Origin of the sequence: Bradyrhizobium sp. OAE829 (genome assembly GCF_040546575.1) — a bacterium.
In the GTDB taxonomy this organism is placed as follows: Bacteria; Pseudomonadota; Alphaproteobacteria; order Rhizobiales; family Xanthobacteraceae; genus Bradyrhizobium.
In genome coordinates this window covers 5495708-5508418 of sequence record NZ_JBEPOE010000001.1, presented here as the reverse complement: position 1 = coordinate 5508418, position 12711 = coordinate 5495708, and the positions used below count along the sequence as shown (strand labels likewise).

At 63.4% G+C, this 12711-nt stretch carries 9 protein-coding genes, 1 pseudogene and 1 riboswitch; of the genes and pseudogenes, 5 read left to right on the top strand and 5 right to left on the bottom strand.

Annotated features, from left to right (window positions below):
* The 5 genes from prpC (at position 1) to ABIE49_RS26420 (ending at position 6152) form a co-directional block, all read left to right on the top strand.
* The gene (gene prpC, locus ABIE49_RS26440; RefSeq protein ID WP_192736818.1) at positions 1 to 1173 is read left to right on the top strand and encodes a bifunctional 2-methylcitrate synthase/citrate synthase; all 1173 of its coding nucleotides are present in this window, start codon (positions 1 to 3) and stop codon (positions 1171 to 1173) included.
* 10 nt (positions 1174 to 1183) lie between these two features.
* Positions 1184 to 2140, top strand: coding sequence for a methylisocitrate lyase (gene prpB, locus ABIE49_RS26435; protein ID WP_192736819.1), 957 nt, complete (start codon positions 1184 to 1186; stop codon positions 2138 to 2140).
* Positions 2137 to 2337, top strand: a riboswitch (cobalamin riboswitch). (Overlaps the previous gene by 4 nt.)
* 108 nt (positions 2338 to 2445) lie before the next feature.
* Positions 2446 to 4806 carry a 5-methyltetrahydropteroyltriglutamate--homocysteine S-methyltransferase gene (metE, locus tag ABIE49_RS26430; protein WP_192736820.1) on the top strand — a complete coding sequence of 787 codons (2361 nt, stop codon included), beginning with the start codon at positions 2446 to 2448 and terminating at the stop codon, positions 4804 to 4806.
* Positions 4807 to 4861: 55 nt separating this feature from the next.
* The gene (locus tag ABIE49_RS26425; protein WP_192736821.1) at positions 4862 to 5059 is read left to right on the top strand and encodes a hypothetical protein; all 198 of its coding nucleotides are present in this window, start codon (positions 4862 to 4864) and stop codon (positions 5057 to 5059) included.
* Between the two features lie 7 nt (positions 5060 to 5066).
* Entirely contained in the window at positions 5067 to 6152 is a 1086-nt protein-coding gene (locus tag ABIE49_RS26420) for a Rieske 2Fe-2S domain-containing protein (RefSeq protein WP_192736822.1), read from the top strand.
* Positions 6153 to 6309: 157 nt separating this feature from the next.
* Here ABIE49_RS26420 and ftsH read toward each other — a convergent pair.
* The 5 genes and pseudogenes from ftsH to ABIE49_RS26395 form a co-directional block, all read right to left on the bottom strand.
* Positions 6310 to 8234 (bottom strand): annotated as a pseudogene (ftsH, locus tag ABIE49_RS26415) (ATP-dependent zinc metalloprotease FtsH).
* Positions 8235 to 8500: 266 nt separating this feature from the next.
* Positions 8501 to 9529 carry a tRNA lysidine(34) synthetase TilS gene (gene tilS, locus ABIE49_RS26410; protein WP_192736824.1) on the bottom strand — a complete coding sequence of 343 codons (1029 nt, stop codon included), beginning with the start codon at positions 9527 to 9529 and terminating at the stop codon, positions 8501 to 8503.
* A gap of 70 nt (positions 9530 to 9599) precedes the next feature.
* Positions 9600 to 10733, bottom strand: a complete 1134-nt coding sequence (gene ybgF, locus ABIE49_RS26405) for a tol-pal system protein YbgF (RefSeq protein WP_354066983.1) — start codon at positions 10731 to 10733, stop codon at positions 9600 to 9602.
* A gap of 348 nt (positions 10734 to 11081) precedes the next feature.
* Entirely contained in the window at positions 11082 to 11573 is a 492-nt protein-coding gene (pal, locus tag ABIE49_RS26400; protein ID WP_192736825.1) for a peptidoglycan-associated lipoprotein Pal, read from the bottom strand.
* Positions 11574 to 11862: 289 nt separating this feature from the next.
* Positions 11863 to 12597 carry an N-acyl amino acid synthase FeeM domain-containing protein gene (locus ABIE49_RS26395; RefSeq protein WP_192736826.1) on the bottom strand — a complete coding sequence of 245 codons (735 nt, stop codon included), beginning with the start codon at positions 12595 to 12597 and terminating at the stop codon, positions 11863 to 11865.
* Between the last annotated feature and the right edge of the window lie 114 nt (positions 12598 to 12711).

The window sequence follows — 12711 nt, the reverse complement described above, 5'->3', positions numbered from 1 at the left end:
ATGACCGACGTAAAACCTGCGCCCAAGAAATCCGTCGCGCTCTCCGGCGTCGTCGCCGGCAACACCGCGCTGTGCAGCGTCGGCCGCAGCGGCAACGACCTGCATTACCGCGGCTACGACATTCTCGATGTCGCCGGCGTCTGCGAATTCGAGGAGATCGCGCATCTATTGGTGCATGGCAGCCTGCCGACCCGCAGCGAACTGGCCAATTACAAGGCAAAGCTGAAATCACTGCGCGGCCTGCCGCGCGCGGTACTGAACACGCTGGAACAATTGCCGGCGGCGGCGCATCCGATGGACGTGATGCGCTCCGGTGTCTCCGCGCTCGGCTGCGTGCTCCCCGAAAGCCATGACCACAACCCGCCCGGCGCCCGCGATATCGCCGACCGCCTGATGGCCTCGCTCGGATCGATGCTGCTCTATTGGCACCATTACGCCCATCATGGCCGCCGCATCGAGGTCGAAACCGACGACGGCTCGATCGGTGCGCATTTCCTGCATCTGCTGCACGGCAAACCGCCGTCCGCCTCGCACGAGCGCGCAATGCATACGTCGCTCAACCTCTATGCCGAGCACGAATTCAACGCCTCGACCTTCACCGCGCGCTCGATCGCAGGCACCGGCGCCGACATCTATTCGGCGATCACCGGCGCCGTCGGCGCGCTACGCGGGCCGAAACATGGCGGCGCCAATGAGGTCGCGTTCGAGGTACAGAAACGTTACGCCGATCCCGACGAGGCCGAGGCTGACATCCGCCGCCGGATCGCGGCCAGGGAAGTCGTGATCGGCTTCGGTCATCCCGTCTATACGATCGCCGATCCCCGCAACAAGGTGATCAAGCAGGTCGCCCGTCAGCTCAGCGCCGAGGGCGGCAGTACGCGCATGTATGAGATCGCCGACCGCATCGAGGCTGTCATGTCCGAGACCAAGCGGATGTTCGCCAACCTCGACTGGTTCAGCGCAGTTTCCTACCACGCGATGGGCGTGCCGACCGCAATGTTCACGCCTTTGTTCGTGATTTCGCGCACCTCGGGCTGGGCGGCGCATGTGATCGAACAACGGATCGACAGCAAGATCATCCGCCCCGCAGCCAATTATGTCGGCCCTGACAACCGCGCCTTCGTCCCGCTGGAGGCGCGCGACCTGCCGCCTTCGTCCGTGCGCGCCGCATAAGGAGACATGGATGCCCTATCTCGTTGCATCTGATCTTCCGCATCAGACCGCAGGCCGCCGTTTTCGCGCGCTGCTGCAGCGCCCCGGCATCCTGAGGCTGCCGGGCACCCATAACGGCATGTCGGCGCTGCAGGCCAGGGCCGCAGGCTTTGAAGCCCTCTATCTGTCGGGCGCCGCGATGACGGCGTCGATGGGCTTGCCCGACCTTGGCATCATCACCGTCGACGAGGTCGCGTTCTTCATCCGCCAGGTCGCCCGCGCAGCCGGACTGCCGCTGCTGGTTGACGGCGACACCGGTTATGGCGAGGCGCTCAACGTCATGCACATGGTGCGCGTGTTCGAGGAAGCCGGCGCCGGTGCTGTTCATATCGAGGATCAATTGCTGCCCAAGAAATGCGGCCATCTCAACGACAAGAAGCTGGCCGATGCCCATGACATGGCCGCCAAGGTTGCCGCCGCCGCGAAGGCGCGCCGCGATCTTGTCGTGATCGCGCGCACGGATGCGGTTTCCAGCGAAGGCCTGGACGGTGCGGTTGCCCGCGCTAAATTGTACATGGAGGCCGGAGCCGACGCGATATTCCCCGAAGCGCTCAACACCGCCGAGATGTTTCGCGCCTTCGCCAAGCGTATGCCCGGCGTGCCGCTGCTTGCGAATATGACTGAGTTCGGCAAGACGCCATTTTTTACCGCGCTCGAATTCGAGCAGATGGGCTATGCGATGGTGATCTGGCCGGTGTCATCGCTGCGCGTCGCCAACAAGGCGCAAGAACAACTCTATGCCGCGATCGCGCGCGACGGCGGAACGCACAACATGATCGAGTGGATGCAGACCCGCGCTGAGCTTTATGACACGATCAAGTTGCACGAATACGAGGCACTCGATCGTTCCATCGTCCGGACCATCCTCCCCGAGGGGATGCCGCAACGCGAAAATGATGCGTTGACTGCCATGCACACTTGTCGATAAACCGGAGCCGTCGTGGTTCTTCGGGATGGTTTTCCCGAAGCTAAGAGGGAAGCCGGTGTGAAGCCGGAGCTGCCCCCGCAACTGTAAGCGGCGAGCCGCTGTCCAACAAAGTCACTGAGACCCGCGAAGGTTTTGGGAAGACCGGACAGGAGCATTGACCCGCGAGCCAGGAGACCTGCCTCGACAACATAAACGTCCTCGGGCGGGGTGTCCCGGTGGTGCGGTTGCGATTCCGCGCGCCTCCTGACGCCTGGAATCCAGACGTGTCACTTCGGCCTTTGCCCCCAACTTTTGGGGTTAAGCCAATGACTGCTTCGACAAATTCTACTTCTTCACTCCCTGTCGCCTCGCTCGGCACGCCGCGCATCGGCCCGCGCCGCGAGCTCAAAATGGCGTTGGAGAGTTTCTGGTCCGGCAAGTCCAGCGAGCAGGCGCTGCGTGAGACGGCGCTCGGGCTTCGCGCCGCAAACTGGGCGCGTCAGAAATTGCTCGGCGTCACGATCATCCCGTCCAACGACTTCTCAATGTACGACCAGGTTCTCGACACCAGCGTGATGGTCGGCGCCATACCGGAAGTGTACGGCTGGAAAGGCGGCGAGGTCTCGCTTGCCACCTATTTCGCGATGGCACGCGGCGCACAGGGCGGCGGCCATGGCGCAAGTTGCGGACATGCCCATCACGAACACGGATCGTCGCATGGCGCCCCGGCGCAGGAAATGACCAAATGGTTCGACACCAACTACCACTATATGGTGCCGGAGTTCAAAAAGGGACAGACGTTCAAGCTTTCCTCGCGCAAACCGATCGAGGAGTATGAGGAAGCAAGGAGCCTCGGCTATCACACACGACCGGTTCTGGTCGGTCCGGTCACCTTCCTCAAGCTCGGCAAGAGCTCGGACCCGACGCTTGATCCGATGTCGCTGCTCGATGCGTTGCTTCCGGTTTATGTCGAAGTCCTGCAGGAGCTGGCAAAGCGAGGCGCCGAATGGGTGCAGCTCGATGAACCCTGCCTGGTGCTCGATCTGAACGATACCGCCCGGCAGGCGCTGCAGCGCGCCTATTCGACGTTTGCAAAGGCAGTCCCCTCGCTCAAGATCATGCTGACGACATATTTCGGCGAGATCGGCGATAACCTGACCACCGCATTGGCACTCCCCGTTGCCGGGCTCCATCTCGATCTCGTTCGCGCCCCGGACCAGTTGAAGAATGTCATCACCGGCGCTTCGAAAAATCTGATCATCTCGCTCGGCGCCATCGATGGACGCAACGTCTGGCGGGCGAATCTATCCGCCACGCTTGAACGGCTCAAACCGACGATCGCCGAGCTTGGACCCGGCCGGGTCCAGATCGCGCCGTCATGCTCGCTGCTCCACGTCCCGATTGACCTCGAACTGGAAACCGATCTCGATGCCGACGTGAAAAGCTGGCTTGCGTTCTCGGTGCAGAAGATCAGGGAACTTGCCGTGCTCGGCCAGGCACTCGCCGGCAACCGCGACAAGGTCGCCGACGCGCTGGCCGCGTCGGAAGCGGCAGCCGTCGCCCGCGAGACATCGCCGAAGATTCACAATGCGAGCGTTGCCAAGCGCATGGCCGCAATCGACGAAAAGATGCGGCAACGCAACAACGTTTTCGCCGAACGGGCCCCCGTGCAGCGATCGCGGTTCGGATTGCCGTCATTTCCCACCACAACGATCGGTTCCTTTCCCCAAACAGCCGAGGTTCGCAATGCGCGGGCGGCACACGGCAAAGGCGCGATGAGCGACGCGCAGTACGAGCAATTCCTGAAGGAGGAAACGGCGCGCGCCGTTCGCTGGCAGGAAGAGATCGGACTAGATGTCCTCGTGCATGGCGAGTTCGAACGTAACGACATGGTGCAGTATTTCGGCGAGCAATTGTCAGGCTTCACCTTTACCAAGCATGGCTGGGTGCAGTCCTACGGTTCGCGTTACGTCCGCCCGCCGATCCTGTTTGGTGACGTGTCCCGTCCCGAGCCCATGACAGTCGAGTGGTGGCGCTACGCGCAGTCCCTGACCAAAAAGCCGATGAAGGCGATGCTCACCGGACCGGTGACCATCCTGAACTGGTCGTTTGTGCGCAACGACATCCCGCGCAGCCAGACCTGCCGGCAGATCGCACTCGCGATCAGGGACGAAGTCACCGACCTCGAAAAGGTCGGGGCGAAAATGATCCAGATCGACGAAGCAGCCTTGCGTGAGGGTTTGCCGTTGAGGAAGTCGCAATGGAACACTTACCTCGACTGGGCCGTGGAAAGCTTCCGCATCTGCTCGACTGGCGTTGCCGACGAAACCCAGATCCACACTCACATGTGCTACTCGGAGTTCAACGACATCATCGACGCGATCGGCGCCATGGATGCGGACGTGATTTCGATCGAAACGTCGCGCTCCAAGATGGAATTGCTCGACGCCTTCAAGAGCTACAAGTATCCCAACGAGATCGGCCCCGGCGTCTATGACATCCACTCGCCTCGTGTTCCGGAAGTCAGCGAAATGGCGGAATTGCTCTCGCTGGCGCGCAAGCGGCTGACGGACGCGCAGCTCTGGATCAATCCGGATTGCGGATTGAAGACCCGGAAATGGGAAGAAGTGCGGCCGGCTCTGGTCAACATGGTTGCCGCGGCGCGCGAAATGAGGGCTGCATCTTAACGAGATATGGAGCGCGCGGACTTGCCGCGCGCTCCGCTTTTCAGTGAGGTCGAGGATGCGATTCTGGATCGAATGCACGAGATTTGAAACCGGGCAGGCCACCCACATCAATATCGCGCTGGTCGGCAGCATGTGGCGCGACGGCGAGCGCACCGTGCTGGCCTTCGTCGGCGGCGACGGCCAGCGCATCGAGGTCACCGAAACGCCGGAGCAGATCATGGCGCTGCATCTCGGACCGCTGGCAAAGGCGTAACGACGCGATGACGGTGAGGCCGGATAATGCCTGGTCGGAAGCTTCCGTCGATCTTCGCAAGGTCGGCGCTAATCCGGATCACTGGTATCCGGTCGCATGGTCGCACGAGGTGAAGTCCGGCCAGACTTTCGCGGCGCGGTTCGCGGGCGAGCCGATCGTGCTGGTGCGCCCGAGGGAGGGTGCGATCTTCGCGCTTGAGGACCGCTGCGCGCACCGCCAGGTGCCGCTGTCGAAGGGAACGGTCGATGGCTGCACCCTGCGCTGCGTCTATCACGGCTGGCGCTACGACGCGTCGGGCGACTGCGTCGACGTCCCCTATCTCGGCAAGGGCAAGCGGCCGAACGGCGTCCGCCGCTATCCCTGCTTCGAACGCGACGGGTTGATCTTCGTATGGCCCGGCACAGGGCCTGCCGCCGCCCCCTTACCGCAGATCGGCGCAGCCGCTGATACCGCTTACAAGACACGGCGGTTCGGCAAGCTCGTCGCCTGCCACTACACTTTCATGCATGAGAACCTGATGGACATGAACCATCAGTTCCTGCACCGGCGCACCACCGGAAAAGTCGTGCCGCGCTATCTCGGCAGCCGCGCCGGCGAACGCTGGATGGAAGTCGACTACAGCTTTGCCCGGCCCGGCGAGAAGCCGCCCCTTGGCGAGGCCGTCATCGTTGGCGGCCTGCGCGGCCGTGCCGGCACGGCGCGCGACCTGATGACGGTGCGCACCGAATATCCCTACCAGACCCTGCGGATGTGGACGAAGGGCGACGCACCGGTTCTCAGCGTATGGCTCGGTTACACGCCCATCGATGCCGCGCAGCGCCGTAACCGGACCTTTGTCGTGCTGTCGGTGCGCAAACCCAGAATTCCGGGAATCCTCGATCTCGGCTGGCCGGTGCTGGCCTGGTTCACCAACCGGGTCTTTTCGGAGGATTGCGAGATCGTCGAGATGGAACAGGCCGCCCATGACGCGCAAGGCGCCGACTGGAACAGGGAAGTGTTTCCGCCGATCCACGCGTTGCGAAAACTGTTGCGGGAGTGCGGGGAGCCTGGAAGTAGCCCGGATGGAGCGCAGCGAAATCCGGGACGCACGTGACGTCGCGGCATACCCCGGATTTCGCTTCGCTCCATCCGGGCAACAGCCTGCGCCTCCCCATCAGGTCTTGCCGTCAAGGCGCATGATCAGGGCCATGGCATCGCCATAAAAAAACGCGGCGTCACCGCCGCGTTTTCTATTCCGGGTGCAAACCCACTTAGGCCTGCGGTTGCGGCTCCAGGCCGGGATCCGGATCAGGGCGCGGGCGCGACTTGCCGGCGGGCGGCACAGCGGAGGCCCGCGGCGTGGTCGGCTCAAGCACCGACTCGCGGTTCGGTTTCTTGCCATTGAGCAGGTCGATGATCTCGTCGCCGGACAGCGTCTCGAACTCGAGCAGACCCTTGGCAAGCGCTTCGAGGTCGGCGCGCTTTTCGGTGAGAATGCGCGTCGCTTCGTTGTAGCCGTCTTCGACAAAACGCCGGATCTCGGTATCGATCTTCTGAACCGTGGCTTCCGACGCGTTCTGGGGGTGCGCGACACCGACATCCCCAGGAAAACCTCGTCCTGGTTCTCGCCATAGGACACCGTGCCGAGCGCCTCGGACAGACCCCAGCGCGTCACCATCATGCGGGCCAGGCGCGTGGCCTGCTCGATGTCGGACGACGCACCCGAGGTGACCTTTTCGCGGCCGAAGATCAGCTCTTCGGCAACCCGGCCGCCCATCATGATCGCGAGTCGCGACGTCATCTGCTCGAGCGACATCGACAGCTTGTCGCGCTCGGGCAGCTGCATCACCATGCCGAGCGCACGGCCGCGCGGAATGATCGTGGCCTTGTGGATCGGATCGGTGGCGACGACGTTGAGGCCGACGATGGCGTGACCGCCTTCGTGATAGGCCGTCAGCAATTTCTCTTCCTCGGTCATGACGAGCGACTTGCGCTCGGCGCCCATCATCACCTTGTCCTTCGCCTCTTCGAACTCGGCCTGGGTCACCATGCGCTTGTTGCGGCGCGCGGCGGTCAGGGCGGCTTCGTTGACGAGGTTCATCAGGTCGGCGCCGGAGAAGCCCGGCGTGCCGCGCGCGATGGTCTTGAGGTTGATATCCGGCGCCAGCGGCACCTTGCGGACGTGGACCTTGAGGATCTGCTCGCGGCCGACGACGTCCGGGTTCGGCACCACCACCTGGCGGTCGAAACGGCCCGGGCGCAGCAGCGCGGGATCGAGCACGTCGGGACGGTTGGTCGCCGCGATCAGGATCACGCCTTCATTGGCCTCGAAGCCGTCCATTTCGACCAGCAACTGGTTGAGGGTCTGTTCGCGCTCGTCATTACCGCCGCCGAGACCGGCGCCACGATGGCGGCCGACCGCGTCGATTTCGTCGATGAAGATGATGCACGGCGCGTTCTTCTTGGCCTGTTCGAACATGTCGCGGACGCGGCTGGCGCCGACGCCGACGAACATTTCAACGAAGTCGGAGCCCGAGATCGTAAAGAACGGCACGTTGGCTTCACCCGCGACCGCACGCGCGATCAGGGTCTTACCGGTGCCGGGAGGGCCGACCAGGAGCACGCCGCGCGGAATCCGTCCGCCGAGGCGCTGGAACTTGCCGGGGTCGCGCAGGAATTCGACGATTTCCTGCAAATCCTGCTTGGCTTCGTCGACGCCCGCGACGTCCTCGAAGGTGACGCGGCCATGCGCCTCGGTCAGCATCTTGGCGCGCGACTTGCCGAAGCCCATCGCCTTGCCGGCGCCGCCCTGCATCTGGCGCGACAGGAAGATCCACACGCCGATCAGCGCGATGAAGGGCAGCCAGGAAACCAGCAGCGAGACGAACCACGGCACGTTGTCGCCGGGCGGCTTCGCGCTGACGTTCACCTTGGCATCAACCAGGCGCTTGACCAGCGACGGATCGTTCGGCGAGTAGGTCTGGAAGCTGGAGCCGTTGGTGAAGGTGCCGTGGATTTCCGGCCCCTGGATCACGACGTCGCGGACGGTGTTCTTTTCGACCTCGCTCACGAACTGCGAGAACGTGATGTCCTGCGAGGACGCGCGCTGACCCGGATTCTGGAAAAGCGTGAAGAGTGCCAACAGCAACAAAACAATGATTACCCAGAGGGCGAAATTGCGCAGATTGGCGTTCATCGATCTTCCTTCGTGGCCGCGCGGATCGCGGCCTTATGTCCTTGGCAGTAAACCTTGGGTCGTCCTAGAGCAGTCAGGCGAGAATCCCCGGAGCACTGCATACAATCTAGGTGGCGCCCGGGTCGATGCCAAGGGAACCACGCAGGACTATTTAGCGCATCTTAACGGGATTCCCGGTCAAATAATGGCGTAAAAATCAGCGTTTTTCGGGGGTGGTTAAGACTCCGCGCCGGTTTATGACGGGATATCGAGGTTTGGGCTTGCTCTCATCCCGGCCTGCGACGACGCGGGGGAGCCGGCTCGACGTGAATTCGACCTCCAATCAGGCTGATTGCGGCGCCCGCGAGGGTCTGTTTCAGTCTCGGCTGGCCTTCCGATACCGCCCGATCCAGCACCGTCAGCAGGGCCTCGACCTTGCCGAGTTCCGCAGGCCCCTCGTGACCGACGCGGTCGATGGCCCGCATCAGCAACCGAAGCCGGATTTCCTCCGGCAGACCGGCAAAGGCTAACGCATCGAAGCCAAAGCGCGCGGCGTCATGGCGATCCCTCAGCGCCAGATAGCGCTCGGCGCCATCGACCAGCACTTCCAGCGCGGCATTGGCGCGCGCCAACCGCGAGGCCAACCGCACCAGATTTCTGGCATCGCCGCCCTCTTCCGCCAGCGCCGGCATCAGCGCGCGTAAGCGAGGCCGCGTGTAATTGACGTCGCGATTGGTCGGATCATCGGCGAAGGCGATCTTGGCCTTGTTCAAGGTCGCGATCAGTTGCGATTTCGGGACATCCAGCAACGGCCGCGCCAGCCATACGCCATCGCGTTCGCTCTGGCGCGCCATCGCCGCCAGCCCGGCGATGCCGCTGCCACGCAGCATCCGCATCAACAATGTCTCGGCCTGGTCGTCGCGGGTGTGCGCGGTGAGGATATGGGTCGCACCATCAGCGCGTGCTGCCTGCGCCAGCAGGCGATAACGCGCCGCCCGCGCCGCGGCCGGCACGCCCGTGTTCGGCTTGGCGCCATGCCAGCGCAGCGTGCGGTGGGGCAGATCGAGATGCCTGGCGAGCCTTTTGACGTCACGCGCCTCGCGCGCGGCTTCATGCCGCAAGCCATGATCGACGGTCACCGCGATCAATCGCGGCCCGCGCTTCAGGGCACGGCGCCAGCGCGCCGCGAGCCACATCAGGGCGATGGAATCAGGTCCGCCGGAAATGGCGAGCACGATCGCGGGCGCAGCCTTCCAGTCGGCGAACAGAAGTTTCGCCTGGCTCGCCGTGATCGCGGAATGGTCGTCCTCTGCCATGGGCCGACCATAGCGTTTTCGGGCGAGGGCTGTCCCGCACTTGATGGGGTTCAGCCGAACGAGCGAAAGCTCAGCACTTCACCCGCTTCTGCTCCCGGTCCACGGCGGCCTTCACGCCGGCCGAGGCGCGCGGATATTTCCGCGTCACTTCGCCGAGCGCGGCGCAGGCCGCTTCCTTCTCCTTCAGTGCCGCCAGCGACTGGCCGAGCCGCAGCAGCGAGTCCGGCGCCTTTGCGGACTTGTCGAACTTGGTGGTCACGCCGAGAAAGGCCTCCGCGGCATCACGATATTGCTGGCGCTGGAAGTAGCTTTCGCCAAGCCAGTATTGCGAATCTGCGATCAGGGGATCGCTCGGATATTTCTGCGCAAAATTTTTCATGGTCTCTTCGGCGAGCGCATAGTCCTTGCGCTGCATGTAGCCGATGCCGAGATCGAACTCGTCCTTGGGCGTGGCCGAAGGAGGCAGCGTCGTCAGCGCGGCGCTGGCGCCGGGCGCACGCACGGGCGGCGACGCGCCGCCGGGATCGCGCGGGCTGGTCGCACCGAGGTCGAGCGGCTCGCCCCGTCCGCGGCCACCGGGAGCGCCGACCGGCGCGTCATTGGCAACCGGCAACTGACCGCCGCCCAGTGCGCGCGGCGCGCCGGGGGCGTTCGGATTCTGGTTGGGATCGAAGGCGTCGCCGCGGCGGCGGCCGGGCGCCGGTGCTGCTGCCTGCTCCTGCATGATCGGCGGCGGTGCCGCGATCTGCGGCTGCTCATAGGTCGGCTGCGCCTGCGGATAGCCCTGCTGTCCCTGCGGGTAGCCTGGCTGACCTTGCGGATAGCCGGGCTGCGCCTGGGGTTGCCGCGCGGGCGGATAGGCCTGGACCGGGGGCGGCACCGCGGCCACGCTGGGCTGGGCCGCTGGAGGCTGACCGGCAGGGGCTACCGCCGCACCGCCACCGAGCTGCCTCAGGCGCTCCTCGAGCTGGCGGTTGCGATATTGCAGTTCCTCGTTCTGGCCGGTGAGCTGCCGCAGCTGGTTCTCGAGCCGCTGGATCCGCATATCCGCGTCGGCGTCGTCGGATTGCGCCTGGACCGGCGGGGAGCTTTGCGGAGAAGAGGACCACGGGAACGATACCTGCGCGAAGGAGGCCTGCGAAGACAAGGAGAGCATCGCGGCAATCGCCACGACGCTGATCGAATTGAGAAACCTGAATGACATTTTGCCCTGACGACGAAAATTCGGCGTGACATCGAAAGCCGAACACATTGAGAGAGGGAGTACGCCAGAATTGTGACTGGCGTTTCCGAATCCGGAAGCTGGATTTCGGTATGGTTTAGTATCAGCTTCAAAACAAGCAAGCGGCTTTGGTCGGCGGGCCGTTCATCAACGGAAGGGATCAGGCCCATGCACGCAGCCGTGAACGGGGTGCGGCTGTTCTTCGACGTCGAAGCCGCGAAACTGGCGCCCGACGGAGCGGACGCTGGCCGTCATTCGCGGCTTCATCATGAGACCAAAATGAAACCGGCGCCCGAAGGCGCCGGTTCCGAACTCGGTAGTCGCAGCCGCTCAGGCGCCGGCGTTCAGCACCGTGACCGCACGGCGGTTCTGCGACCAGCAGGAGATGTCGTTACACACGGCGACCGGGCGCTCCTTGCCGTAGGAGATCGTGCGCATGCGGTTCGGATCGACGCCGCGCGAGGCGAGATAGCTCCGTACCGACTGGGCGCGCCGTGCACCGAGCGCGATGTTGTATTCGCGGGTGCCGCGCTCGTCCGCATGGCCTTCGATGGTGAAGGAATAGCGGTTGTAGGTCTGCAGCCACTGCGCCTGCTTTTCCAGGGTCGCGATCGCCTGCGGGCTGAGCTCGGTCTGGTCGCTCTCGAAGAACACGCGGTCGCCAACATTGACCACGAAGTCCTGCTGGCTGCCCGGGGTCGCCGCACTCGCCATCGCCCCCTCGGCGCCGACGTTCTTGTTGGCGCAAGCGCCCATCGACAGGGCCACCGCGAGTACCGCGGCCAGTTTCAATCCCTGGAGGATGCGCATCTGATGTTTCATTCCGGAGCCTCCACGCTCACGTTTTCCGACTGTTATCCGGTCTACAGGGCGATGGTTAAGCGAACGTTCCGTCAACCTTGATGGAACCTTGCCAGACCCGATCAAATGCCGACAAACCGTGAAAAGCGCCCACGATGGTTAATGGTTTGTAAATGTGGCGCGACGGTGAAGGCAAGCGGGCTGAGGCCGGAATCATCGCTTTGGGCGCCCGGCACAGGCGGTTTGTGCACCGATTGGGCAGCCTCCTGCCGCCGGACAGCAAATTCCTGCGGATTCCAGCCCGGCAGCTTCAGGAACTGGGAACGATCGAGGCTCGCTCGAAGGTCGATATTTCGGCTTCCTGGAAGGCGTGAGGCGCACGCTGGAACAGCATCCGCCGCTCGAATGCACTGGAGCGCATGATGGGAAACCGGGTCATGACGTGTTCCCGCACAGCGCGGAAATCGGACGCCATCAATGCCACCTTTGCCAATGCGTTCGGAAACTGGCGCGGTTCGGCGATGGTCTCGTTAAGAAAGACCCGGCGATAAAACGACTGGTGCGCGGGGCGAACGAGCGCAAGCCCGGTATCGGCGTTGAAATACTCGCATGCCAGATAGGCCAACCGCACTGTCAAATAAGGAAGCTCCGGGAAACGCTGGGCTTTATCCGGATCTGCAACGAAACGGGCCGGATCGATGAAAACTTCGCCGCGGTCGAGGCGAGGGTGAAGAACATCGCCGAACAAATCGGTCGTGCAGGACATCCGCTGGTCGGACGTCAGGACGTGGAGACGGATCGAGCTGTAAAGTTCACCGTCGACATAGATTCCGAACGTCCAGGCATTGGGCGCATCGTCGTAGCGATCACTGTAGCGCTCGGTTCCTGACGGCGGAATTAAATTGCCGTGCGTATAGGCCCGGTAGCGCATCAAATAGAGCTGGTCTTTCGCCTCAGGAGTTTCGATGGGCCGGTAATCGACGCGGTCAAACAGCGCGCCTCCCCGCACAGCAAACGAAGCGCGCGGTTCGGCTCCGGATTTCATCTCGTACTCCATCACTTCCAAACAACCTGAGCGAGTACGAAAAACTTAACAGCTCCTTAACAAAATTGCAAAGCTATCGACACGTTAGGGTTAACCTTTGCAGCCGCCACCGTC

Excerpts from the sequence above, each read along its gene's own strand:
- prpC (WP_192736818.1), top strand. The coding sequence starts at position 1 with ATGACCGACGTAAAACCTGCGCCCAAGAAATCCGTCGCGCTCTCCGGC.
- prpB (WP_192736819.1), top strand. The coding sequence starts at position 1,184 with ATGCCCTATCTCGTTGCATCTGATCTTCCGCATCAGACCGCAGGCCGC.
- metE (WP_192736820.1), top strand. The coding sequence starts at position 2,446 with ATGACTGCTTCGACAAATTCTACTTCTTCACTCCCTGTCGCCTCGCTC.
- ABIE49_RS26425 (WP_192736821.1), top strand. The coding sequence starts at position 4,862 with ATGCGATTCTGGATCGAATGCACGAGATTTGAAACCGGGCAGGCCACC.
- ABIE49_RS26420 (WP_192736822.1), top strand. The coding sequence starts at position 5,067 with ATGACGGTGAGGCCGGATAATGCCTGGTCGGAAGCTTCCGTCGATCTT.
- tilS (WP_192736824.1), bottom strand. The coding sequence starts at position 9,529 with ATGGCAGAGGACGACCATTCCGCGATCACGGCGAGCCAGGCGAAACTT.
- ybgF (WP_354066983.1), bottom strand. The coding sequence starts at position 10,733 with ATGTCATTCAGGTTTCTCAATTCGATCAGCGTCGTGGCGATTGCCGCG.
- pal (WP_192736825.1), bottom strand. The coding sequence starts at position 11,573 with ATGAAACATCAGATGCGCATCCTCCAGGGATTGAAACTGGCCGCGGTA.
- ABIE49_RS26395 (WP_192736826.1), bottom strand. The coding sequence starts at position 12,597 with ATGAAATCCGGAGCCGAACCGCGCGCTTCGTTTGCTGTGCGGGGAGGC.